Raw genomic sequence first — 23538 nt, forward strand, 5'->3', positions numbered from 1 at the left:
CGGCTGGTCAGAACTCGCGCAGGGTCTCGCGCAGGGTGGATTTGCCGTACTGGGTACGCACCACGCCCAGCCGCTGCAGCTCGGGGATGAGGCCGTCGCAGATGTCGGTGATGTACGAGCGGCTTAGGTTCCAGCCTGGCTTGGTTATCAGGAAACCGTCGCCGCCGACCTCCTCCATGACATCGGCCATCTTCCTTGCGACCTCCTGTGGCGTCCCGACCAGGTCCAGGCCCCGCCGTGCGCGGAGCATGGTCAGCTCGCGCAGGGTGTAGGCCGTGCCGGAATCGTCGCCCTCCATGAACCGCTGCAGTGAGCTCTGCTCGCCGTTGGTCGTCAGCTCCCTGGGGAGCGGCTCGTCCAGGTCGAACCGGCTGAAGTCGATCTCGGTATTCGATGCGATGCCGACGAGCTGCTTCTCGACGTACGACGGGTGGCCGAGTATGCGCTCGAGCTTGGCCTCGGCCTCTGCCTTGGTCGGCGCGATCACCGGCCCCGCGGTGAACAGCAGCTTGATGTCGTCGGGGTCGCGGCCCGCGGCTGCGGCCCTGGCACGGACGTCGTCGCGGTACTCCTTCATCGCGGCGAGCCCGTTCATGGAGGCCACGATCGCGTCGGCGGCGCCCGCCGCGAACTGACGGCCCTTCGGCGAAGCTCCCGCCTGGAGGAACGCGGGACGATGCTGCGGGGAGGGAATCGTGTTCAACGGGCCGCGGGACTTGAAGTACTTCCCCTCGAAGTCGATGGTGTGCACCTTGGCGAAGTCCGCGTAGGTGTGCGTTTCCCTGTCCATCACCACCGCGTCCCGTTCCCACGAGTCCCACAACTGGTTGACCACGTCGAAGTACTCCTGGGCCACGTTGTAGCGCTCGTCATGCGCCGGCAGCGCGTCCATGCCGAAGTTCTGCGCCGCGCGGTCCTCGGCGGAGGACACGATGTTCCACCCGAAACGGCCGCCCGCGATCGAGTCGACCGTCGAGCACGCCCGTGCCAGCAGGTACGGCGGATAGAACGAGGTCGACAGCGTCGCCACCACCCCGAGCCTGCTCGTCTTGGCGGCCAGCTTGACGGCGAGCGGGAGCGGGTCATGCTTGGGCGCGAACTGGCAGTGCTTGAGCGAGCCCTCCATCGTGCCGCCGTACGCGTCGGCCACCATCACGGTGTCCTCGATCATGATGAGGTCAAAGCCGGCTCGTTCCATCGAGCGGGCCATGTCGACGTAGAAGTCGCCGTTGGCCCAGGCGGCCACGTCTGGTGAGGAGTCGTCGGTGTCCCACTCCGGCGGGATGAAGTTCATGAACCAGCCCAGGTGAAACTTGGTCATCACGCGCTCGCTCTCAGAATTCGCGCAGCGTCTGCCGCAGGGTGGGCTTGGTGTACTCGCTCCGCACGAGGCCACGGCGCTGCAGCTCGGGCACGAGGCCGTCGCAGATGTCGGTGATGTACTTGCGATTCAGGTCCCACCCGGGCTTGAAGATCAGGAAGCCGTCGCCGCCGATCTCCTCCATCGCCTGGGCCATCTGCTCCGCTACCTGGGCAGGCGTGCCGACCATCTCGATCCCCTGCTTGGCCATGTGCAGGGCGAGCTGACGCAGGGTCTGCTTTCCTGACCCGTCACCGCGCATGAACCACTCGAGCGAGCCGCGCTCGCCGTTGGTGGTCAGCCCAGCGGGCAGCGGCTCGTCGAGCGGGAACACGGAGAAGTCGATCTCGGTGTTCGAGGAGATCTCGACCAGGCGCTTGCGGATGTACAGGTCGTTGTTGGCGATCCGCTCGACCTCTGCCTTCGCCTCCTGCTCGGTGGCGGCGACGGTCGGCGAGACGCAGAACATCAGCTTGATGTCGTCGGGATCGCGCCCCATCTCCGCCGCGCGGCGGCGGATGTCGTCGCGGTACTCCTTCATGCCCTGGATGCCGGTCCCGACCGCGACGATCGCGTCGGCGGCCTTCGCGGCGAACGCGCGGCCCCGCGGCGAGGCGCCGGCCTGCAGGATCGTCGGCTTGTGCTGCGGCGAGGGAATCGTGTTCAGCGGGCCGCGGGACTTGAAGTACTTTCCGGCGAAATCGATCGTGTGGACCTTACGGAAGTCGGCGTAGGTGTGGGTCTCCCTGTCCATCACCACCGCGTCCGGTTCCCACGAGTCCCACAGCTGGTTGACCAGCTCGAAGTACTCGTCGGCCATGTTGTACCGCTCGTCGTGCTCGTACAGCCTGTCCAGGCCGAAGTTCTGCGCCGCGCGATCCTCGGCCGAGGACACGATGTTCCACCCGAACCTGCCGCCCGCTATCGAATCGGCGGTCGAGCACGCCCGGGCCAGCAGGTACGGCGGGTAGAAGCTGGTCGACAGGGTGGCGACCACGCCGATCTTGCTGGTGTTCGCCGCCACCTTGATGGCAAGCGGCAGCGGGTCGTGCTTGGGCGCGAAGACGGAGTTCTTCAGCGACCCCTCCATGGTCCCGCCGTACGCGTCGGCCACCATCACGGTGTCCTCGATCATCATGAAGTCGAAGCAGGCGCGCTCCATCGACCGCGCCATGTCGACGTAGAAGTCGCCGTTGGCCCAGCTGGCCACGTCGGGGGACGTGTAGTCGCTATCCCACTCCGGCGGGATGAAATTCATGAACCAGCCCAGATGGAACTTCTTGGTCATGAGACTGCCTTTCTGCCTACCGGGCGGCGACGCGCTCCGAAGCGGACTGGGTGAGGAAACAGGACGCGACACGGCCGGGGGCGCCGTCGATCGCGTAGAGCACCGGCTCTTCCGCGGAGCACTTGTCCAGCCGCTCCGCGCACCGGGGGTGGAACGAGCAGCCCGCGGGCACGGCGAGCGGGCTGGCCGGCTCGCCGGGCAGCCGCACCGGAGCGGTGCCAGGCGCGGGCAGCGCCGCGAGCAGTGCCTTGGTGTACGGATGCCGCGGTGAGCTGATGATCTCCTCGGTGGGGCCGACCTCGACGATCTGGCCGAGGTACATCACCGCGACCCGGTCGGAGATGAAGCGGGCCGCGGCGAGGTCGTGAGTGACGAACATGACCGCGATGCCGAGTTCCCTGCGCAGATCCTGCAGCAGGTTGAGCACGGAAGCCGCCAGCGAGGCGTCAAGCGCGGAGGTCGGCTCATCGCAAAGCAGCAGGGCGGGCGGCACGATGACGGCGCGGGCGAACGCGACGCGCTGCCGCTGACCGCCCGACAGCAGCCCGGCCTTGACGCCGGCGAAGTCGGGCGGCAGGCCGACCTGGCGCAGGACCGCGTCCACCCGGGCACGCCGCTCCGCGCGGCTGGTGGTCTTGATCAGGCGTTCTCCCACAATCTCACCGACCGTCAGCCATGGCGTCAGCGATGCGCCCGCATCCTGGAAAACCATCTGCGGCCGGGAGTCGGACCGCTCCACCGTCCCGCCGCTCGGCTTCATCAGCCCGGCGACAACACGCAGCAGCGTCGACTTCCCTGAGCCCGACTCGCCAACGACCGCCAGGGACTCGCCCGGCTCAACCTCGAGGATGATGTTGCGCAGCGCGTGCAGTTTGTCCGTCTTGAACGGCCCCCTGCGCACGTCGAAGGTCCTGTCGACACCGTCGATCTCCAGCGCTCTGCGCTGCTTGTCCAGCTCGATCATGGGCGCGAAGGCCGGAGTCTCCGCCCTGCCGCCCAGCGTGCCCGCGGCCTCGGGAACGAGGCACGCGGACAGCCCGCCATGGACGGGAGACGGCTGCAGGAGAGGGAGATTCTCCGTGCAGGCCTCGGTCGCCGCGGGGCACCGCGGTACGAAGGCGCAACCTGGCGGCTGAGCTCGCGGGTCCGGCGGCTCGCCGGGAAGCGTTGGGATGCGGCGCCCGGCCGGCAGGTTCAGGTCGAGGCGCGCGCCGAGCAGCCCCGCCGTATACGGGTGCGAGGGGCTGGCGATGACCTCGCTCATCTTGCCGGTCTCGACGATGCGGCCGCCGTACATGACGGCGACGCGGTCCGAGATCTGCGAGGCCACCCCCATGTCGTGAGTCACCAGGATGAACGAGGTGCCAAGCTCGTCGCACAGGTCCCTGATCAGGCCGAGCACCTGCGCCTGAACGGTGACGTCGAGCGCGGTGGTCGGCTCGTCGGCGATGACCAGGTCGGGGCGGCCGGCCACGGCCATGGCGATCATGACGCGCTGCCGCAGGCCGCCGGAGAGCTCGTGCGGAAACGCCTTCATCCGGCGCCCGGGGTCGGGGACGCCGACGAGTTCAAGCAGCCGCAGCGCCTCCTGCTCGGAGCCGGCGGCCTCGGCGACCTGCCTGCCGACCCGCATGGTGGGGTTGAGCGAGGTCATCGGATCCTGGAACACCGCGCCCAGATGCGCCTTGCGGACCGTGTTGCGAGCGGCGGGCGAGGCGGAGACCATGTCGGTCCCGCATACCTCCGCCGTGCCGGTGATCTTCGGCATCGGATGGCCGGCCAGCAGCCCGAGAAGGGCAAGCCCCATGACGCTCTTGCCCGAGCCGGATTCGCCTACCACGGCGAGGATCTCGCCCGGGTAGATGTCGAGGTCGATGCCGCGGAGGGAGTGGACGGGGGCGCCGCGTCGGCTGAACGTAACGGTGAGATCTCTGATCTTCGCGCGAGGCGTCTCGCCATCGAGGACGGCTGCGGCCGGACTGTTCTGAGTGGTCGTCATCGGTTGGCTGCACCTCTCCTTGCTCGGTCGCGGTGCGGGTCGTGAGACCGATCAAAACGCGCGGGGGTGACGGCCGTGGGTCAAGACCATGCCTCTCGCATTGCGCGTAATACGCTCCGCGGGCCATTTGTGTTAACCGGGAAGGCGTGAGTCGTGGGTCACGACCGTGCCTCTGCGAGCAGCTGCGGCAGCGTACCGAGGACGCAGCCGAGCAGGGTGATCCCGGCGAGCGCGGAGCAGACCAGGGCCGGCCTGATGCCGACGGCCGCGGCTTCCAGCCCCATCAGCACCATGCCGATGGGCAGGGCGCCGATGCAGGTGCTCAGGATGCCGAGCACCGCGCCGCGCTGGGAGTCGCCAGCGGATTCGATGGCCAGGAGCCCCTGCATCGCGGCGAAGCAGCCCTGGCCGAGCCCGCCGAGAAAGAGGGCGACGACGGCGAGGGCGAAGGTGGGTGCGAGGGCGAAGCCGATCAGGCCGGCCAACGCGACACCGGATCCCGCGGCGAAGACCACGCCGGGGCGCGAGAGGCGGAGCGTACTCAGCGTCAGGCCCGACAGGATCTGTCCCGCCCCGGTCGCGGCGGCGAGCACCCCGGCGAGCGCGGCGCCGACGGAGAAGCGGTCCGCCACCAGCGGCACCAGCGGCAGGTAGCCGAAACACAGCAGGTTCATCACGATGGTCACCGTGAGCGTGCCCCGCAGGCGCTGGCTGCCGCGCACCAGGGCGGCGCAGGCCGCCAGCTGGGCCCGCACCGCGTGGCTGGCGGCGTCCTCGCGTGCGGTCTGCCGCGCCGGTGATGGCACTCGCCATAGCAGGACAATGGAGCCGCACAGCAGGACGGCCATGCCGGCGAAGCTGGCGGCCATGCCGAGGTGGGAGATGAGCAGGCCGCCGACGAGCGTGCCGATCATCGAGGAGCCCGCCTGCGCCGTCGCCTCGATGGCCATCGCCGCGGGCGCCAGCCTCGGTCCGGCGATCTCATAGATGAGGGGCCGCTGCGCGGTCATGTTGACCAGGCCGCCCACGCCGAGCGCGAGCATGTACGGCATGCACATCCACACGCGCACCTGTCCGCTCTGGACGAGGAAGAACATCGCGAACTCGATGGGCACGAGGACGGCCTGGACGGTGAGAACCATCCGCCGGCGTTCGAAGCGGTCGCTGATCGCCCCGGCAGCCAGGCCGCCGACCAGCATGGGAATGAAGAGCAGGGCCCCGGCCAGCTGAACAAGAACCGGCGAGTGCGCCACGCTGGTGATGAGGTAGGTGATCAGGAACAGCCCTCCCCACCGCGTGGTATGCCACAGCAGGGAACTGGCGCACAGATACGGATAACCCGGCACGCGTGCCAGTGCGACGATCATGCCTTCGGCGCCGGCCTCGGCGCCCGCCGGCGGCACCGCCACCTGTCGAGCTGTCATGTGCGAGACGTTAGGAGACACGGGTGACGCCGGCGGATCCCGGTGATTCCGCTCCGATTGCGCCGGATACCAGGTGACCGTGACCGCGACGACGTGGCGCAATTGAACCTTTACTCCCCGGCCGGGCCGCGGGAAACTCGCCGGGATTTGACTGCTTGCGTAGCGATTCCGCGGATCATCCCCGGAATCTTCCGCAGGTCACCGGGAGGATTACCTATGACCGTCGTCGTCGTCGGCAACCCGAAGCCGAATTCCCGCACCCGTGCCGCCGCCGAGCTGGTCGCCAGGCGACTGACCGGGCAGGAGCCGAGCGCCGTCATCGAGGTCGTCGAACTCGGCGCCGGCCTGCTCGGCTGGGGCGATCCCAAGGTCGCCGAGGCGAAGGCGACTGTCCTGTCGGCCGGGTCTCTCGTGGTGGCGTCGCCCACCTTCAAGGCGACCTACACGGGGCTGCTCAAGCTCTTCCTCGACCAGTTCGGTCAAGGCGAGCTCGGCGGAATCCCGACCTTCCCGCTGATGCTCGGCGCAGCGTACAACCACGCACTGGCGCCCGAGCTGACGCTACGGCCAGTCTTGGTCGAGATCGGCGCCAGCTGCCCCGCGCCGGGCCTGTACCTGCTCGATTCCGATTATGAGACATCGGCAGATCTCGATGCCTGGCTCAAGGTCGCGCGGAAGTTCGTCCCGGCGGTGGCACGTTGATTCCGGCACGCGACGGCCAGTTCGACACGGACCTGCTGCGGCAGGCGTTCGGCTGCTTCCCGAGCGGCGTGACGGCGTTCTGCGGGATGATCGACGGCGCGCCCGAGGGCATGGCCGCCAGTTCGTTCACCTCCGTCTCGCTCGCTCCGGCGCTGGTGTCGGTCTGCGTCGCGAAAACCTCCAGCACGTGGCCGAGGCTCGCCAGGCTCAACCGGCTCGGCCTCAGCGTCCTCGCGAGCGAACACGGCACCGTGGCACGCTCGCTGGCGTCGAAGAACGGCGACCGCTTCTGCGGGGTCGACTGGACCTCTGCCGACTCGGGTTCGGTGTTCGTGCACGGTGCCACGCTGTGGCTGGACTGCTCGGTCTACAACGTCGTCGAGGCCGGCGACCACGACATCGTGCTGCTCGCCATCGAGGCGCTCGCGATGTATCCGGACGTCGCCCCGATGGTCTTCCACCGCAGCCGCTTCCGCGACTTGACCCCCATGGCCGCCTAAGTGCCGCGGCCCCGGAGGGACTGTCCCTCCGGGGCCGCTTCACTAGGGCGGATCAGAATTCCAGCAGGTTGTCGCGGAAGGTTGAGTGGTTGTAGCCGTCCCTGATCAGGCCGCGCTTGCGCAGCGCCGGCGCGAGTCCGTCGGCGATCTCGGCGATGTTCCTCCTGGTGACAACCGGGGAAAGCAGGAACCCGTCGCCGCCGACCTCCTGCATGGCCTCCCCCATCTGGGCCGCCACGCTGTCGGGCGATCCCGTGAACGCCAGCCCGGAATGGGTGTCGATCGTGGCGAGCGCCTCGCGCAGCGTCATACCTTGCCCGCGCTCGACGAAATTCCGCAATGTGCTTGTCTCGCCGTTGCCCCAGACGTCGGGCACCGGGCCGTCCAGGTCATACCTGGAGAAGTCGTGGGTGCCGCCTGAGGTGTAGCTCAGCCCCCACAGCCGGCGCTCGATCGCCTCGTCTGTCCGTGCCCACCGCTGCTGAGCCTCGGCGCGCGCCCGGGCCACCTCGTCCGTCTCGCCGAGGGTGGGCTCGACGAGAAACAGGATCTTCAGCTGGCCCGGATCTCGCCCGTACTCCTTCAGCCGGCGGTGCATGTCCGCACGGAACGCCTTCATCGCCTCGATGCTGTGCCCGTGCGCGAGCATCGATTCGGCGTACTTGGCGGCGAGGTCGCGCCCGGCCGCGGACGCGCCCGCCTGGACGATGACGGGGCGCCGCTGCGGACCGGGGATCGTGTTGAGCGGACCGCGCGTCCTGAAGTACTTCCCGGCGAAGTCGACCGGATGGACCTTCGTGTGGTCGGCGTACCGCGGGGTTTCCGTGTCGACGAGGACCGCACCGTCCTCCCACGACTCCCAGAGCGCGCCGACCGCCTCCATCCACTCATGCGCCCTCTCGTAACGCTGGTCATGCGGCTCGAGGTCGTCGTAGCCGTACTGCTGCGCGGCCCGGCGACTGCTGCCGGTCACCACGTTAAGGCCGACCCGGCCATCGGTGAGGTGATCGAGCGTCGCCATCGTGCGCGCCGCCATGTACGGGTGGTAGAAGCTCGTGGACAGCGTGCACGCGATTCCGATGTGCTTGGTGCGCTGGGTGAGCAGCGGAATCAGCGGCACCGGATCATTCTTCGGACCGAGTAGGCCGTACTTCAGCGTGGTCTCCATCGACCCGCCGTGAGCGTCCTCGATCATCGAGGTGTCCTCGACGAGGAGATAGTCGAAGCAGGCCCGCTCGAGGGCGGCCGCGAGGTCGATGAACAGGCCGCCCTTCATCCAGTCACGGCCTGTCGTTCCCGCCCACGGGTCGCCGGCCCACGTCTGCACGCTGAAGCCGCTTCCCATGAACCATCCGAGGTGGAACATGACTCTTGGTCCTCTCAGCTGATGGCGTGTGGACTGACGCGGCGCTAAGACAGCTTCCTGCCGATCTTGTCCGCGTAGATGACCTCGGGGAGATCGGAGTCCTGCACGATTCCGGTGAGGTAGTTGCGCGCGATGATCGGGAAGGGCTGCGAACAGAGCGGGACGAAGATCGCCTGGTCCATCACGAATTTCGTCGCCTCGACATACATGGCGTTCATCTTGTCCGTTGTCGGCTGGAGGATCGCCTCGTCCATGAGCTTGTCCAGCTCGGGATAGGTGAAGCTGAATAGGTTGAGCGGCTTGGCGCCGGTACGCAGCATGATCCGCAGGACCGTGTCCAGGTGCAGCGCGTCGCCGCCAAGCCAGTCGATGAACAGGTCGGGGCGCTTGGCCTGGGGCTGGTTGGCCAGGTCGAAGACCTGCGCGGTGGGGAGCTGGCGGACCGTGACGTTGAGGCCCACGGCGGCGAGCTGCGTCTGCACCAGCTCGGCCATCTGCTGCACCGGAGCCCCGCCGTCGGCACCCCACGCCAGGTCCACGTTCTTGTCCGGCAGTTTCGCCACGAGGGCCTGCAACGGCGCGGTGTCGAAGGTGTCGGAGATCGGGTCGAGGTTCGGCGGGAAGAGCTTGTCGATCCAGAAGCCCTTCTGCACCGGCACAAGTCCGCCGTAGGACGTCTGCACGACGGGAGTCCTGTCGATCGCCTGGACCAGCGCCTGGCGGAGCTTCCTGTCCGCGAACATCGGCTTGTTCGGGTTGATCCAGATGGCGTTGCCGGTTCCGCCGAGGGTGACCGGCACCTCGTAGTCGGGGTTCTTCTGGTACTTCAGCACGTCGGGTATCGGCAGCCCCTTGGTGATCACGTCGAACTGCCCCTGCTGCAGTTGCAGCTCCTGAGTGGAGACGCTCGGGGTGATCGTGATCCGGATCTGGTCGTAGGCCACGTCACCGCCCCAGTAGCCGGGAAACTTCTCGAGCAGGTAGTAGTTGCCAGGGACGAACTCCTTGATCGTGTAGGCGCCCGTGCCCGCATCGTGGGTCTGCAGCCATTTCTGGGCCAGGTCACCGCCCACCGCGTGCTTCCTGACGGCCGTGGGACTGACCGCGAACGGGTGCCACGGGCACGCCAGGTAGTGCAGGAACGCGTTGTTCGGCGTCTTCAGGTGCACGACCAGCGTGGTCGGGTCCTTGGCGACCGCCTCCTTGATCCCGGCCACCATGTAGGCGGGTCCCTGGTTGATCGCGGCGCGGCGCTTGAATCCCGCCACCCAGGACGCCGCGTCGGCGATCGTGCCGTCGTGGAACTTGACGTTCGGCCGCAGCTTGAAGGTGTAGGTCAGCTGGTCCGTGGAGATCTCCCACGACTCCGCGAGCAGCGGAACCGGCTCGTTCGTGCCCGGCTTGTACTGGGCGAGCCCGTCATAAACGGCGTGCATGACCTGCACGCCCTCGCCCTCGTACATGATGTCGGGATCGGGAACCTGCATGTCCTCGAGGAACGGCATGTTCAGGACCGCGGTGGTCCCGCCGCCGGCCGTCGCCGGCGAGGATGATCCGGCGCCACAGGCGTCGAGGAGCGACATGAGACCGATGCCGCCTATGCTCCACGCGCCGGCCTTGAGGAAGCCGCGGCGGTCCAGCGAAACGTGCGCCACTTTCTTGAGCTCAGACACAACACACTCCTGTCTATGACTGCCGGGCCCTCTAGGGGGGTGGCGTACGACGACATCGGCGTGCTTTCCGGCGCGGAATTGACGAGGCAAAGCCAACGGGGACGTTGTGAACCTCGACTTTGACCGCGGCGTGTTTCAGCTCATCAGGACACCTATTGCGCGCAGATTGCGCCTATTTTGCGGGAGGCGGCGTCAGCGGCGGCTGCTTCAGCGCCTCGTCGAACCGGTCGGCGCCGCTCCGCTTCGCCTTGCCATTCACCGCGGGGTCCGAGCGGTCGAACTTGGCCTTCTGATTCTTGACGTCCGCGAGAACGCTGACCTCCGCGCCCTCGGCGAGCCAGACCACGTGCGACATCAGGTGCGGCTGCGTCAGCTTCGCGCGGAACACCGGCGCACCAGACGCAGGCGTGATGTCGGCGACGTACTCCCAGACGCCCGACCGCTCGCCGCCCTCTTTGAACTTCTTCGCGACGATCCGCGCCGTCGCCGGTTCCCAGTCATTCCCGAACATGACTGGATCGTAGCGGCGGACTGGGTTCACTATGCCCGTCTTTGCCTGCCCGCCTTCAATGATGAATCGGCCTGGGCGGGAGTAGCCCGGACCCGTTCGGGATGAGCGGTCTTTTTGGTGTTTTCGGCCTTTCAGCGCCAGCCGAGTGCCGGGGCCACGTGGGTCAGGATGGACTCGATGACGTGCGCGTTGTACTCGACGCCGAGCTGGTTGGGGACCGTGAGCAGCAGCGTGTCGGCGGCCGCGATCGCCTCGTCCTCCCTGAGCTGCTCGATCAGCTTGTCCGGCTCCGCCGCGTAGGTGCGGCCGAAGATCGCCTGCAGGTCCTGCTCGATGAAGCCGACGTGATCCTCGTCCTGGTTGCGCGTGCCGAAGTACTGCCAGTCCTGCCGGTCGGTCAGCGCGAAGATGGAGCGGCTGACCGAGACGCGCGGCTCGCGCGTGTGGCCTGCCTCCCGCCACGCGTCGCGATAGGCCTGGATCTGCTCGGCCTGCTGCACGTGGAACGGCTTGTCGGACTCGTGCGCGATCAGCGTCGAGCTCTGCAGGTTCATCCCCTGCGCGGCCGCCCACTTGGCCGTGGCCTGCGAGGCCGCGCCCCACCAGATCCGGTCGCGCAGTCCTGGCGAGTGCGGCTCGACCCGGAGCAATCCCGGCGGGTTATGGAACATCGGCCGCGGGTTCGGCTGTGCGAAGCCCTCGCCCCTCAGCACCTCGAGGAACACCGCGGCGTGATCGCGCGCCATGTCGGCGTCGCTCTTGCCATCCTCCGGCCGGTAGCCGAAGTACCGCCAGCCGTCGATGACCTGCTCGGGTGAGCCGCGGCTGATGCCGAGCTGCAGGCGGCCGCCGGCGATCAGGTCCGCGGCGCCGGCGTCCTCCGCCATGTAAAGCGGGTTCTCGTACCGCATGTCGATGACGGCCGTGCCGAGCTCGATCCGGCGGGTCCGCGCGCCGGCGGCCGCGAGCAGCGGGAACGGCGAGCCGAGCTGCTGCGCGAAATGGTGCACCCGGAAGTACGCGCCGTCCGCGCCAAGCTCTTCCGCCGCGACGGCGAGCTCGATCGACTGCAGCAGCGAGTCGGCACCCGACCGCACCTGCGACCCAGGCGCGTCCGACCAGTGCCCGAAGGATAGGAACCCAATCTTCTTCACGTGGGCCTTCAACGCGGCGGGCCGGTGCTGGCATTCCGCCCCGCAACCGGCCCGCCCCTCCGTCATGTCCGCAGCATGAGCATCGCCTGGTGCTTCCGCCTGGAGTCGAACCAGGCACCCGGGCTTCGGAAACCCAGCGGAGGAATCCGCCACCGGAAGCAGGGAGCCAGATCCCCGAGTCGGACGGGGGATGCCGTAGCGGCCGCTTTACAGGCGGCTGAGCGGCCGTCGCTCACATCTGGCATGGGGTGACCGGAGGGACTCCAACCCTCTTTGACCGGGATCACGGCCCGGCTCCTCGTCCGCTTCGGAATCGGTCACAGTCGATCAGGAGGGACTCGAACCCCCGCGTTGCGGTTTGTAGGACCGGTGCTCTGCCGCTGAGCTACTGATCGTCGCGTATTCCCGGAAGGACTCGAACCCTATCCGAGAGATCCGTAATCTCTCGTGCTTTCCGTTACACCACGGGAACGCTCCGGCACTTGGATTCGAACCAAGAGGAGCGGGTTAACGGCCCGCTCGTTTGCCATTAACGGATACCGGAATGAAGTTGCCGCGCTTTGCCGTCCATTACCAGCCCTGGCGTGCGGCGTGCCTTCGTGGCGGGTACGGGATTTGAACCCGTGTCTCAGGCTTATGAGGCCCGCAAGGTGACCGAACTCCTCCAACCCGCTGTGGCCCCACGGAGATTCGAACTCCGTCCCGCCGCTTGAAGGGCGGCGATCCTAACCCATGGACCATGGGGCCTTTGCGTGCTCCGTGCCGGGGTCGAACCGGCAATCTCCTGGTTGAGGGCCAGGTGAGATATCCGCTACTCCAACGGAGCATGATCTTGCGTACGCCGCCGAGGAGTCGAACCCCGACTGTCCCCAGTTAGAAGCTGGGCGCGCTGTCCGTTGCGCTAGCGGCGCTTGAAGTACCCCGCCAGGGAGTCGAACCCTGGTCCGCCGATTAAAAGTCGGCTGCATCGCCTGAATGCTTGCGGGGCCGGTAACTGTATTCGGTTGCCGGCTGCCTGTTTGCTCATCATGCTGCTCCTCTCGTGTGGGCCGGACGGGAGTTGAACCCGCTGCGCACGCCTTATAGGGACGCCGCTCTGACCGTTGAGCTACCGGCCAGGGTGACTGCGTTGGCCGCCTCGGAGTTGAACCGAGCGATACCGCCTTATCAGGACGGCCCCGTCGACCGGCTGGGTCGCGGCCAGCGGAAGGTGGAAGTGTCGATCTCCCGGGTGTGACCCGCACGGGCTTTCAAGGCTCGTTGCCGCGCCGGCGGCGCACCTTCCCGTGAGGAACGAGGAGGTCCTGACCCCCACCGCTCGCGCGGCCAGCCGCTTTCGGGGCGGTGCCTGCTACCTAGCAGGTTCTCGTTCCAAATCGGCTCCCCGGCCGGGTGTGAACAGGCAGGGGATGGAGGAAGACGGGCGACTCGAACGCCACTGCTCTCACAGCCGCCCGGTTTCCGGCCGGGGCCAGCCGCCTGACTGGTTCATCTTCCGAGGAAGGCGGGCGACTTGAACGCCACCGGGCAACCGGCGCATCGCTTAGCGGGCGAGCCCGGCCGCCTGGCCGGTTCACCTTCCATGAGTACCGTCCCGGGGATTCGAACCCCGATCGCCAGGTGCCTGGGACCTGCGCCTCCGCCAATTGGGCTAGGACGGCTTGGAGCGGCTGACCGGCTTCGAAGCGGTGACCTTCGACTTGGCAAGCCGACGCTCTGACCTGCCGAGCCACAACCGCATGGAGCCTCCGACGGGACTCGAACCCGTGGCCTCGTTCGTACCAGGAACGCGCTCTGGCCGCTGAAGCTACGAAGGCATTGTGCGCTCGCCCGGACTTGAACCGGAACGCCCCTCGCGGAGCACTAGCACCTCGGGCTAGCGCGTCTACCATTCCGCCACGAGCGCATGGAGCCGCCACCCGGTGCCGACCCGGGTCATCCGCCGTACGAAGGCGGAGCCGCAGCCGTGCTGCTTGCAGCGCCTGAGAGCCTCACCGGAGAATTGAACTCCGCTCACCAGTTTGGAAGACTGGCGCATCGCCACAATGCTTGTAAGGCACGGTGCACCCCGCAGGAATCGAACCTGCATCCTCCGGGCTTCAACCGGATGCTCTGCCTGTTGAGCTAAAGGCACATGGTCGGGAACCCCGGAGTCGAACCGGGTTCATCCTGGTCCCAGGCCAGGCGGGTTACCGTCTCCCTCGCTCCCGGTGGAGAAGGCCGGAATCGAACCGGCTCGTCAGCGCTTGCAAGGCGCGACCGATGCCATATCTGCCATCCCCGTAGCACGGCGCCCGGTACAGGCTGTCCCCGGGTGTAGCTGGCCTATCTTCCGCCGTGCCATCACGAATTGCGGCAGGATGGCGCCTGCCGCTGATGCTCACGCTATGGACATGTCAAGAAACTGGCCTGTACGAGAGGCCCGCAGGGACCGCAGGAGTCGAACCCGCATTTCGCCCGGTCTGGAGCCAGGCCGCCTAACCGCTGGCTGATCCGCATAAAAATGAAAACCGCCCGTCAGGGTTTCCTGAGGGCGGTTCCCGGATGGCTTATTTCATCCAATCAGGGAACCTTCCCGATGCTCAGGGCAGGCTGCGATAGCGGGTGATTCCACCCGCTGCATTCGGTCGCTCGCCTGAACATCATGCATTCATGCTAAATCGGCGTAGCGCCATGACGCAAAGGATTTATTCCTCGGTCTCCGAAGCTTGGCGAAACGGGAGCGAAGCGCAGGCGTGCATCCCAGGCCCTGTAGTACGTTCGGCATCATGGATGCCTCCGGTGCCGCGCGGCGCGTGAACAGCGAATTGCTCCTTGTCGGCAGCCTGCCCGCCGACTCCGCGGAGTCGGCGCTTCGATCGGCCGCCAGCTTCTTCGGTGGCCTGGTGTTCGCACTGCCCGACGGTGAGACGGGTCCCCGCGCGGGCTGGGTCAGTTACGAACGGGAAAGACTCGTCCGCCCGAACGAGGGCATCGTGACCCTCTCGGAGACCGAGTCACCCACCGGGTTGCCGCGACACGCGTACGAGACTCCGGTGTTCGGCGTCAGGCCGGGAACCGAACGGCTGCACTGGGATTCCTGGCCGCGCATCGACGACGCCATCGCGTCCTATGCCGTGTTCTGTGAGCTGCGGATGGCGGGCGTCATTCCCGAGGGGGTCCGCTTCCAGGTCTGCCTGCCGTTCCCGGCCAGCGCGCTCAACGCCTTCAAGGCCGACTTCGCGCACGACTACCCGATCGCCGCGAGCGGTTTCGAGGACCTGGTTAGCCGTGAGATTCCCCGGCTCTGCGCCGCGATCCCGCCGGCCGACCTCGCCATCCAGTGGGACCTTGCCTATGAGACCCAGGATCTTGAGCGGGTGCTTGCCTGGACGCCGGAGGGAGCATGGGAGCGGTTTGCCGGGCCTGTGACGCGGCTGACCGGGCTGATTCCATCCGAGGTCCTCGTCGGCTACCACCTGTGCTACGGGACGTTCCCCCGAGTGGCCGATGTACGAGGCGCGGGACATGGAGCTGCTGGTCCGGATGGCGAACTTCGCCGTCGCCAATTCCGGGCGCACCGTCGACTGGCTGCACCTGGCGGGACCGCGGTACCTGCGCAGCGAGGACCGCTCGTTCTTCCGGCCCCTGGCGGACCTGGAGCCGAAGGAGGCCCGGGTCTTCCTCGGTGTCGTGCTGCCGATCGACGGCGTCGCCGGGCTGCGCCGCCGGGTAGATACCGCGTCCAGGTACATCCCCGACTTCGGCGTTGCGATGTACTGCGGGTTCGGACGGCAGCCGGGCAAGGACGGCACCGAGACCATGCGCGAGCACGCCCAGGTGGTTCGCACGGTCCGGGGCTAGGCCTGGTCGCAAAGTCCGGGTTAGTCGCGGCCGTGAGCGAGTGACGAGGGTTTGGGTTAGCCCGGCGCGAGCAGGCAGAACTCGTTGCCTTCCGGGTCGGCGAGTACCGTCCACGAGACGTCGCCCTGGCCGACATCGGCGGGTGTCGCGGCGAGATCCCTCAGGCGCGCAACCACAAAGTCTGGGGTCAACTTGAAAAGATCTTGAAAACTCGCACCGCGCTTCCGGCGGAATGTCGGATGGCCTCGCTAAGATGTTCGTATAGTCAGCGATAGAGCCGCGGACATTCGGAAGGAGGTCCGACCTGTGAGCGAGTTCGTACTGCCGGATCAACTTCCCGATCCAGGTCCCGAGTCGGACTTCGACGCATGGACCGCGTGGCTTGCCCGGGAAATCGACGCGGGACGCAACCCCGTTCCGCCGGAGCGGGAGTCGGCTCAGGGGCTGACGATCAGCCTCGGCGACGCCACCGGCATCGACCGGGAACTCCTTGCCGTCATGTGCGGACCTGATGGCCTTGGCGGGCAGTCACTGGGGCAGCAGTTCGGGCAGGGTACGGCGGCGGACACGCTCCGTCCCGGCCCGGTGCTCGCCGCGCTTACCGAGCAGGCGGTCGATGACCTGGGCCGACTCGACGACGACCAGCTGATAGGCCTGCTCCGCGCATCGCAGCGGCTGCAGAACCGGGAGGCGTGGAAGCAGACGCTGGTGATCGCCGAGTTCGCCCGCCGCCGGGAGGCCGAGTTCGCCGCGGACACGGCACGCGGCGTCCGGTTGCACTGCCGGGCCGGCGAGTTCCCCGGCGAGGAACTCGCCGCGGAACTGCGCATCACCGGCTGCGAAGCCGCGGCCAGGATCGAGACGGCGCAGCAGCTGACCGCCCGCCTTCCCGCGACGCTCACCGGGATGGCGCAGGGCCTGATCGACGCCCGGCGGGCGGCTGTCATCTCCGACTATGTCCGCAGCCTCAGCGACACCGACGTGGCGACGGCCGATGAGGCGCTGTCCGCATACGCCGTAGAGAAGCGGATCGAGCAGCTCGCCCGCAAGGCCGCGGCCATGGAAATGAAGCTCGCTCCCGAAGCGGTCAGGGCACGGAAGGAACGCGAGCGGCGCATCAGCCAGCGAGTCGAGGTACGCCGCGAGCTCTCCGGCAACGCCGCACTGTCCGGCCGCGAGATGGACACCGCCGACGCCATGGCGTCTAAGGCCTACATGGACGCCATCGCGGTGCGGCTGCGCAACGCCGGAATGGACGGCACCCTCGGCACGCTCAGGCTCCGCGTCCTGGCCGAGCTCACCCAAGGACGCGACCCGCTCGACCTCATTCACGCGGGCCACCCGGCATCCGGCGATCCGGCCGCCGGCAACCCAGCTACAGGCGATCCGGCCACAGGCGATCCCGCAAGCCCTTCACCGGCCGCGGGCAGCACAGGACCGCGGCAGCCGGGGCCCACTCAAGCCCCAGCCGCTGACCGGGACCCAGGCCAAGCTCCGGTCCCGGCGCTGATCAACCTTCTCGTCCCGGCCGGCACGCTGCTGGGCTGGTCGACGGCCCCCGCCCAGGCCGACGCATGGGGGCTGCTCGACGCCGACGAGACACGCGACATCACCCGCGCCGCCGCCCGCCATCCCAGAACCCGCTGGTGCGTGACGATCATCGGCACTGAGGGCACCGCCATCGCGCACGCCTGCGCCCACGGCCAGCACCCCTGGATCGCGGACCTACCCGCCGACAGCACGCACCCCGCCAGCCACGCGCATCCGCCACCACAGACGGCCGCCCGGCCGCACGGGTCCGCCAGCGCAGCCCATACCGCTCTGCCCGCGCATCCCCCGCCAGAGGCCGGCGCCCAGCTGGCCGCACTCTTCCGCCGCCTCAACGTCACCTTCCGCCCGATCGCCGACGGCGGCTGCGACCACGCCAGCGCCGAGAGCCAGTACCTGCCAAGCCGCGTGCTCCGTCACCTGGTCCGCGCCCGCACCGCGACCTGCACCGCACCCGGCTGCCTAGCCCAGGCCGTCCACTGCGACGTCGACCACACAACGCCGCATCCATCGGGCCCCACCTGCCAGTGCAACCTCGCCCCGAAATGCAGGCGGCACCACCGGTGCAAGCAGGCACCCGGCTGGCACGTAGAACAGCCGGAACCCGGCGTCATGCGGTGGACCCTCCCCTCCGGGCGCACCCACACCACAACGCCAACGGAATACGAAGTCTGAACACTCGGGCCGCCCGAACCCGGGGCCGAGCATCTGAAAGCGCGGTCAGCGACTACGGACTGCGCCCGCCGACTGGCGAGTCTGCTACTAGCGGGTCCGCCAGCAGCAGGCCCGCCAGCAGCAGCAGGCCCGCCAGCAGCAGCTCCGCCACCTGAAAACCTGATGCCCCCTGGCAGGGGCGGCTGTTAGCGTCCTCGTGTGGACGATGACGCATTCCTCGCTTACGTCGGGGAGCGTCTCGGGGAACTGCCGGCGGTGGAGGCCGTCACGCTTGGTGGCTCGCGGGCCGAGGGCACGCACCGGCCGGACAGCGACTGGGACTTCTCCGTCTACTACCGGGGGCACTTCGACCCGCAGGCGCTGCGGGACACCGGCTGGCCCGGCGAGGTCTTCGAGGTCGGCGGGTGGAGCAGGGGCGTGTTCAACGGCGGAGCCTGGCTGGAGATCGACGGGCGCCGCTCCGACGTCCACTACCGCGACCTGGACGTCGTAGACCGGGAGATCGCCGCGTCCCGTGAGGGGCGGTTCGCCATCGAGCCGTTGCTGTTTCACTTGGCGGGCATTCCGACCTACCTGGTTCTCGCGGAACTGTCGGTCAAGCGGGTGCTGTGCGGCACATTGCCTACCCCCGACTACCCGGACGCGCTGCGGCGCCGCGCACCGCAGGTCTGGTGGGGTCGCGCCGAGAGAGGAGAACGCACGGAATGACGACGCGGCGGACGCATGCGGTGCGCCGGGCGGTAGCCGGTGACGCGGAGGCGCTTACCCGGCTGCGGGCCCAGATGCTTTCCGACATGGGGCGGCTGCACGAGGGCAGCGACCCGCGCTGGCACGGCGTGACCGAGGAGTGGTTCGCCCGGCGACTGCGTGACGGGCAGGACTTCGCCGCCTTCGTCATCGACGAACCGGACTTCGGGGTCGTCAGCTGCGCGGTTGGCGTCTGCGATGACCACGCTCCCACGCCAGGCAACCTAAGCGGCGTGCACGGCCACGTCTTCAACATGAGCACCGACCCCCGCTTCCGTCGCCTCGGCTATGCCAGGTCGTGCCTCGAGGCACTCCTCACCTGGTTTCGCGACGAAACCCCGGCCCTTGTGATCAAACTGAACGCGACGGATGACGGCATCGCGCTCTACCGCTCGCTTGGCTTCACCGAGCCAGGGAACACCGCGCTTCAGCTCAAACTGGACAAGGACCTGCGGTAGCGGACCTCGCTGAGCGGAAAGCCCCGGCTGTCGTCCTGCTTCGCCGCCCCGTCGGCGGACCAGCCGCCCGCCTCGTAGAAGCGGCGTGCCCTGTCGTTGGAGTCGAGCACCCAGAGTGTCACCTGCGTGAAGCCCGCGCCGGCGAGACGGCCGAGCGCCGCCTCCATGAGCCGCCTGCCGCTCCCGCCGCCCCAGGCGCCCGGCAGCACGTAGATCGCGCCGATCTCGCCGATTAGGTCCGGGTCCGCGTCGGGGTCGCGGCTCGGGAAGTAGCCGACGAAGCCGACCACGCTTCCGCCGTCATCGGCGACAAGCACGCCGGCCCTTGGGTTATCGGTCTCCGCCAGCGCGCGCTCCCATGTCCGCGTCCGCTGAGCGACATCGAGACCGTCCAGGAAGGCCTGCGGGATCAGGCCGCGATAAGCGCCCTGCCATGACCGGACATGGACCAGCGCTATCTGCCCCGCGTCTTCGACGCGTGCGGGCCTGACCATGGCACCATGCACCCGTTCAGATTAATCAATGGGCTAGTGCCGGGCAGGGGCGGCGCTCGGCGCGGCCACCGCGGCGACAAGAGCCGCCATCTCGGCGGGATCGAGTGCGAGCGCCGCACCGGTGACCGCGAACTCGGTCGTGATCCGGCCCGGCTCCTGCGCCGGGTGCCAGGCGGGGAAGCCGATGCGGCGCTCCTCGATGATCGCCAGGACGCGCTCGTTGACCGCGTCGGCGGAGCCGGCGGCGTACACGTGGAACTGGTTGGTGTGCGGCACACCCGGCTGCACCGCGATGAATGACGGGAGTTCGGCCGCGAACGCCCTGGCCCACGCCACCGCGGCCGGTATGTTCGGCAGCTGGTCGCGGAGGCCCGCCAGCGCGGAGACGGCCTCGGCGGTGAGACGGTAGACGGTGCCGCCGTGGCGGCGCCGCCACAGTCTCGCCTCGGCGATGAAGTCGGCGGGGCCGAGCAGCGCCGCGCCGGCCAGGCCGCCGAGCCCCTTGTAGAACGAGACGTACAGCGAGTCGGCGAGTGCGGCGATTTCCGAAAGCGGGCGGCCGAACCAGGGTTGCGACTCCCAGATGCGAGCGCCGTCGAAGTGCAGCGCGACGCCGCGCGCACGGCAAGCCTCGGAAAGCGCGGTGAGGTCCTCCCAGCTCGGCAGCAGGCAGCCGGCGTCACGCAGCGGCAGTTCGACGAGCACGGCGCCGAGCCGGCCGGGGATCGCCTCCACATGCTGCGCGGCCGGGGGCTGGAAGCCGCGGGTCAGCAGGCTGATCTCGAGACCGTGCAGCAGGCGAGGGCCGTCCTCCTCGTGAACCAGCAGGTGGCTCAGGTCGGGCAGTGCCACCTTGCGCGTCCCGGCTCGGTCGGTGTGCACCCGGAGCGCCGCCTGCTGCGCCATCACCCCGCTCGGAAAGAACGCGGCCGCCTGCACTCCGAAGAGCTCCGTGAGCTCCGACTCGAGCCGTTCGACCGGACCGGATTCGCCGTACGTATCCCATTCGTCGACGCCGAGCTCGGCGCACGCGCGCGCGAGGTCCGCGAAGGCCTGCGACGGCGGACGGAAGACCGGCCCGGAGACGGCCCGGGGACACGACCTGGATGCGGCGCGGATGCGAGTGGCGAGATCGTCGGAGGACATGACCGTCATGCTAGGCGGCAAACCGCGCGAATGACCCGTCGCGGTTTCGCGCGAGGCCTCAGCTGGGGAAGACGGCAGACCAGTCTCGCTTGACGCTCACGATCGTCCCGTGCTGCTTCGTCCACGCGAGCGCCTCCTCGGCGCCCGCGGTGTAGGCGAACTCGCGCTCGGCGTCATCGTGCAGGACGAGCAACGGAAGCGCGGCGCGGCCCGCGGTACGGGAGAAGCGCAGCATAGGCAGGTCGCCGTTGGAGTTGCCGCAGGCCAGGATGGGGCGGCGGCCTGCCTGTCCAGCAGCGCTCGGTCCTGACGCGCAAGCTCCGCCATGCGGAACAGGGTGAAGTCGAGCTGAATCGGGATGGGTTTCTCGCTCCACAGGGTGCCGTCGTTGTCGAAGACCGCCACCCGTTCCGCTGGTACTACGAAGGAAGCGGAGCCTTCGCCGCTCACCGAACGGACGAAGGCAACGATCGCGTCGCGGGCCTCGGCGTCGTTCCATGACGTCAGCAGGGTCTCCATGGCTGGCAGTGTGCGGCCCCGCGCCTGGCTAGGCCATCACCCCGGCCGAGTGAAGCGGCATTTCGTAGCGGCTGATCTGGGTCACCGGCCCCTCGTCAAGCCGCTGGCCTGGGGCTCCGCCCACCGTCACATCGCCCCGCCATTCGAATCCCGCCGCCTCGTAATAGGCGCGCAGCCGTCCGTTGGACGTCACGCAATCCAGCCGGAGCGCCCCGCAGCCACGGTGCCGCGCGACCTCCGCCGCCCAGTCGAGAATGACGCGACCGAGGCCCGCGCCCTGGCGTCGCACGGCCATCCGGTGCACGTACCCCGCGCTGCCTTCGGTGTCCGCCCACACGGGGTCGGACCAGTCAAGCGTGACGGTCGCCTCGACCAAGCCGTCAGTCTCGACCAGCCAGGTCTCGCCGCGGCGGATCGCGTCCTCCACCCAGGCTGGCTCGAAGCGCGCGGGCCACTGGGCGATGCCACGTGTCTGGAGCCAGGCCGCCGCCTCGTCGAGCACGGAAAGTACGTCCGCCGCTTGATCATGCCGGGCGACGCGGAACCTGATCTCCGCGTTGTTCCGCATGATCGTCATGGGAGTCGTCGTCATGGCAAGAGTCTTGCCGGCCAGGGCTCCTCGTTACAGTTGACCAGTGCCCACCTTGGAACTGCTGCGCGCCGACCATGCCTCGGCGGTCTTGGACTTCGAGCTAGTCAATCGCGCGTTCTTCGCGCGCTCCATCTCTGACCGTGGTGATGAGTTCTTCGAGCATTTCGCCGAGCAGCACAGCGAACTGATCGCCGAGCAGGCGGCCGGCGTCCGCGCCTGCTACGTGCTCGTCGACGACGATGGCTCAGTGCTCGGCAGGTTCAACCTGGCCCAGATCAAGGACGGCTCGGCGGAGCTCGGCTACCGGGTAGCGGAGCGGGCCGCGGGGCGCGGCGTGGCGACCTCGGCGGTGCTTGAGCTGTGCAGGCTCGCGCCGTCGCGGCACGGCATCCGCACGCTCAAGGCGGCGACAAGCAATGACAACGTCGCGTCGCAGCGGGTGCTGGCCAAGGCCGGGTTCGTCCCGGTCGGCCAGGCAGATCCGGCCGAGATCGGCGGCAAGGAAGGCATCTGGTACGCGCGCGACCTGTCCGCGACCCCCGGTTCGTAGGGTTGCCTGGTGGCAATCGCGCTTGTCTTCGAGACCCATGCCATGACCGTCGACAACGAATCTGGCCGCGCCACCGGGTGGCTGCCCGGCGAGCTGTCCGGGCAGGGCCGGGTGCAGGCGCGGGATATGGGCGGCCGTCGCCGCGATGACGGCATCGCCGCCGTGTTCAGCTCTGACCTGGACCGTGCCATCCAGACGGCCTCCATTGCGTTCGACGGGTCAGGCATTCCGGTGCTGCATGACTGGAGGCTGCGCGAATGCGACTACGGGCAGCTGAACGGGATGCCCGCAGACGAGATGCACCGGGGGCGGCTCGGGCACCTGGACCGGCCCTATCCGGGCGGTGAAAGCTGGCGGCAGGCGGTTGCGCGCGTCGGCCGCTTTCTCGCTGACCTGCCGTTGCGCTGGGACGGGCAGCGTGTTCTCGTCATCGGGCACGTGGCCACCCGCTGGGGCCTGGACCATTTCATCGGCGGCGCGGCGCTCGAAGACCTCATCGGGCAGGACTTCGCCTGGCGGCCAGGCTGGGAGTACCGGCTCGGCTAGCCGGGGTCCGCAGCGCAGGCAATAGATTTGGGCACATGGAACGGTCCCCTGAGGTTGAGCAGCTTGCCGTGTCGTGGCTGAACGGCATGAAGGCCGGTGACCCGGTCGCCGTGGCCGGCCTCTTCGCGGAGAGCGAGGCGACCACGGTCGTCGGCAACGGCGCGGACCAGTGGTTCACCGGCGATGCGTATGCCAGGAGGCGGGTCGACCAGAACTTCGCCGAGCACGGCGGGATTCCGTTCGAGCCCGGTTCCCCGGTGGGCTGGGCCTCCGGCGACACCGGCTGGTTCGCGGATCAGGTGACACTCGAATTCCCCGCCAAGACCATCCCGCTGCGCATGACCGGGGTAGCCGTCCGGCAGCACGGCACGTGGAAGCTGGTGCAGCTGCACGTGTCCGCCGCCGTCTCCGACGAGGACCTGATCGCCGACTGACGACAAGAT

General features: G+C 68.4%; 20 protein-coding genes, 15 tRNA genes and 2 pseudogenes. 9 read left to right on the forward strand and 28 right to left on the reverse strand.

Going from position 1 to position 23538, the window contains the following annotated elements; all coding sequences use genetic code 11:
* Positions 1-7 precede the first annotated feature (7 nt).
* From EAS64_RS41070 to EAS64_RS41085, 4 genes are all read right to left on the reverse strand, one after another.
* On the reverse strand, positions 8-1321 hold the full coding sequence (locus EAS64_RS41070) for an NtaA/DmoA family FMN-dependent monooxygenase (RefSeq protein ID WP_246116133.1): 1314 nt from the start codon (positions 1319-1321) through the stop codon (positions 8-10).
* 13 nt (positions 1322-1334) lie between these two features.
* A complete protein-coding gene (locus EAS64_RS41075; protein ID WP_145862147.1) occupies positions 1335-2648 on the reverse strand; it encodes an NtaA/DmoA family FMN-dependent monooxygenase in 1314 nt (437 codons plus the stop codon).
* A 16-nt stretch (positions 2649-2664) separates the two neighbouring features.
* Positions 2665-4647 carry a dipeptide ABC transporter ATP-binding protein gene (locus EAS64_RS41080; RefSeq protein ID WP_145862148.1) on the reverse strand — a complete coding sequence of 661 codons (1983 nt, stop codon included), beginning with the start codon at positions 4645-4647 and terminating at the stop codon, positions 2665-2667.
* Between the two features lie 158 nt (positions 4648-4805).
* Entirely contained in the window at positions 4806-6071 is a 1266-nt protein-coding gene (locus EAS64_RS41085; protein ID WP_145862149.1) for an MFS transporter, read from the reverse strand.
* 216 nt (positions 6072-6287) lie between these two features.
* On the opposite strand from EAS64_RS41085, the gene EAS64_RS41090 reads away from it, so the two are divergent.
* Positions 6288-6773 (forward strand): NADPH-dependent FMN reductase, encoded by a 486-nt coding sequence (locus tag EAS64_RS41090; RefSeq protein ID WP_145862150.1) that lies wholly within the window; start codon positions 6288-6290, stop codon positions 6771-6773.
* Positions 6770-7273, forward strand: a complete 504-nt coding sequence (locus EAS64_RS41095; protein WP_145862151.1) for a flavin reductase family protein — start codon at positions 6770-6772, stop codon at positions 7271-7273. Before EAS64_RS41090 ends, EAS64_RS41095 begins: the two co-directional genes overlap by 4 nt.
* Before the next feature lie 52 nt (positions 7274-7325).
* Here EAS64_RS41095 and EAS64_RS41100 read toward each other — a convergent pair whose 3' ends face one another.
* From EAS64_RS41100 to EAS64_RS43135, 19 genes are all read right to left on the reverse strand, one after another.
* Complete coding sequence (locus tag EAS64_RS41100; protein ID WP_222850000.1) at positions 7326-8618, reverse strand: NtaA/DmoA family FMN-dependent monooxygenase; 1293 nt, start codon at positions 8616-8618, stop codon at positions 7326-7328.
* A 65-nt stretch (positions 8619-8683) separates the two neighbouring features.
* A complete protein-coding gene (locus tag EAS64_RS41105; protein WP_222850001.1) occupies positions 8684-10312 on the reverse strand; it encodes an ABC transporter substrate-binding protein in 1629 nt (542 codons plus the stop codon).
* Positions 10313-10484: 172 nt separating this feature from the next.
* Entirely contained in the window at positions 10485-10823 is a 339-nt protein-coding gene (locus EAS64_RS41110) for a hypothetical protein (protein WP_145862153.1), read from the reverse strand.
* Between the two features lie 131 nt (positions 10824-10954).
* Positions 10955-11977, reverse strand: coding sequence for an LLM class flavin-dependent oxidoreductase (locus tag EAS64_RS41115; RefSeq protein WP_145862154.1), 1023 nt, complete (start codon positions 11975-11977; stop codon positions 10955-10957).
* A 244-nt stretch (positions 11978-12221) separates the two neighbouring features.
* Positions 12222-12298: transfer RNA gene (locus tag EAS64_RS43120), tRNA-His, on the reverse strand.
* Positions 12299-12300: 2 nt separating this feature from the next.
* Positions 12301-12372: transfer RNA gene (locus tag EAS64_RS41120), tRNA-Val, on the reverse strand.
* Positions 12373-12577: 205 nt separating this feature from the next.
* Positions 12578-12651: transfer RNA gene (locus EAS64_RS41130), tRNA-Met, on the reverse strand.
* Between the two features lies 1 nt (position 12652).
* Positions 12653-12724 (reverse strand) — tRNA-Glu (locus tag EAS64_RS41135).
* Positions 12725-12730: 6 nt separating this feature from the next.
* Positions 12731-12803, reverse strand: a tRNA-Glu gene (locus EAS64_RS41140).
* Positions 12804-12814: 11 nt separating this feature from the next.
* Positions 12815-12888: transfer RNA gene (locus EAS64_RS41145), tRNA-Arg, on the reverse strand.
* A 6-nt stretch (positions 12889-12894) separates the two neighbouring features.
* Positions 12895-12965, reverse strand: a tRNA-Lys gene (locus EAS64_RS43125).
* A gap of 57 nt (positions 12966-13022) precedes the next feature.
* Positions 13023-13094, reverse strand: a tRNA-Ile gene (locus EAS64_RS41150).
* A 470-nt stretch (positions 13095-13564) separates the two neighbouring features.
* A tRNA-Leu gene (locus EAS64_RS41155) sits at positions 13565-13638 on the reverse strand.
* A gap of 1 nt (position 13639) precedes the next feature.
* Positions 13640-13716 (reverse strand) — tRNA-Gly (locus EAS64_RS41160).
* A 1-nt stretch (position 13717) separates the two neighbouring features.
* A tRNA-Thr gene (locus EAS64_RS41165) sits at positions 13718-13794 on the reverse strand.
* Positions 13795-13798: 4 nt separating this feature from the next.
* Positions 13799-13883: transfer RNA gene (locus EAS64_RS41170), tRNA-Leu, on the reverse strand.
* A gap of 156 nt (positions 13884-14039) precedes the next feature.
* Positions 14040-14111: transfer RNA gene (locus EAS64_RS41175), tRNA-Phe, on the reverse strand.
* A 1-nt stretch (position 14112) separates the two neighbouring features.
* A tRNA-Pro gene (locus EAS64_RS43130) sits at positions 14113-14187 on the reverse strand.
* Between the two features lie 217 nt (positions 14188-14404).
* Positions 14405-14472, reverse strand: a tRNA-Trp gene (locus EAS64_RS43135).
* 1012 nt (positions 14473-15484) lie between these two features.
* On the opposite strand from EAS64_RS43135, the gene EAS64_RS45320 reads away from it, so the two are divergent.
* Entirely contained in the window at positions 15485-15820 is a 336-nt protein-coding gene (locus EAS64_RS45320) for a hypothetical protein (protein ID WP_222850002.1), read from the forward strand.
* A gap of 62 nt (positions 15821-15882) precedes the next feature.
* Here the strand turns inward: EAS64_RS45320 and EAS64_RS41185 are convergent.
* A pseudogene (locus EAS64_RS41185) lies at positions 15883-15996 on the reverse strand (VOC family protein); the annotation flags it as partial.
* A 130-nt stretch (positions 15997-16126) separates the two neighbouring features.
* Between EAS64_RS41185 and EAS64_RS41190 the strand changes: the two are divergent.
* From EAS64_RS41190 to EAS64_RS41200, 3 genes and pseudogenes are all read left to right on the forward strand, one after another.
* Positions 16127-18043, forward strand: coding sequence for an HNH endonuclease signature motif containing protein (locus tag EAS64_RS41190; RefSeq protein WP_145862155.1), 1917 nt, complete (start codon positions 16127-16129; stop codon positions 18041-18043).
* Positions 18044-18241: 198 nt separating this feature from the next.
* Positions 18242-18727 (forward strand): annotated as a pseudogene (locus tag EAS64_RS41195) (nucleotidyltransferase domain-containing protein); the annotation flags it as partial.
* A gap of 20 nt (positions 18728-18747) precedes the next feature.
* The gene (locus EAS64_RS41200) at positions 18748-19248 is read left to right on the forward strand and encodes a GNAT family N-acetyltransferase (RefSeq protein ID WP_145862157.1); all 501 of its coding nucleotides are present in this window, start codon (positions 18748-18750) and stop codon (positions 19246-19248) included.
* On the opposite strand, the gene EAS64_RS41205 is transcribed toward EAS64_RS41200, so the two are convergent.
* From EAS64_RS41205 to EAS64_RS41220, 4 genes are all read right to left on the reverse strand, one after another.
* Positions 19218-19754: a GNAT family N-acetyltransferase gene (locus EAS64_RS41205; protein WP_222850003.1), complete on the reverse strand. Its 537-nt coding sequence runs from the start codon at positions 19752-19754 to the stop codon at positions 19218-19220. The genes EAS64_RS41200 and EAS64_RS41205 overlap by 31 nt on opposite strands.
* Positions 19755-19775: 21 nt before the next feature.
* The gene (locus EAS64_RS41210) at positions 19776-20888 is read right to left on the reverse strand and encodes a threonine aldolase family protein (protein ID WP_187366550.1); all 1113 of its coding nucleotides are present in this window, start codon (positions 20886-20888) and stop codon (positions 19776-19778) included.
* Positions 20889-20946: 58 nt separating this feature from the next.
* On the reverse strand, positions 20947-21123 hold the full coding sequence (locus EAS64_RS45325) for a hypothetical protein (protein WP_222850004.1): 177 nt from the start codon (positions 21121-21123) through the stop codon (positions 20947-20949).
* Between the two features lie 312 nt (positions 21124-21435).
* Complete coding sequence (locus EAS64_RS41220; RefSeq protein WP_145862159.1) at positions 21436-21999, reverse strand: GNAT family N-acetyltransferase; 564 nt, start codon at positions 21997-21999, stop codon at positions 21436-21438.
* Between the two features lie 43 nt (positions 22000-22042).
* On the opposite strand from EAS64_RS41220, the gene EAS64_RS41225 reads away from it, so the two are divergent.
* The 3 genes from EAS64_RS41225 to EAS64_RS41235 are packed head-to-tail and all read left to right on the forward strand — an operon-like array spanning position 22043 to position 23529.
* Positions 22043-22549 carry a GNAT family N-acetyltransferase gene (locus tag EAS64_RS41225; protein ID WP_145862160.1) on the forward strand — a complete coding sequence of 169 codons (507 nt, stop codon included), beginning with the start codon at positions 22043-22045 and terminating at the stop codon, positions 22547-22549.
* A 9-nt stretch (positions 22550-22558) separates the two neighbouring features.
* Entirely contained in the window at positions 22559-23095 is a 537-nt protein-coding gene (locus EAS64_RS41230) for a histidine phosphatase family protein (protein ID WP_145862161.1), read from the forward strand.
* A gap of 35 nt (positions 23096-23130) precedes the next feature.
* Positions 23131-23529 (forward strand): nuclear transport factor 2 family protein, encoded by a 399-nt coding sequence (locus EAS64_RS41235; protein ID WP_145862162.1) that lies wholly within the window; start codon positions 23131-23133, stop codon positions 23527-23529.
* Positions 23530-23538: the final 9 nt, after the last annotated feature.

Origin of the sequence: Trebonia kvetii, from assembly GCF_007827045.1 — a bacterium.
Classification (GTDB): Bacteria; Actinomycetota; Actinomycetes; order Streptosporangiales; family Streptosporangiaceae; genus Trebonia; species Trebonia kvetii.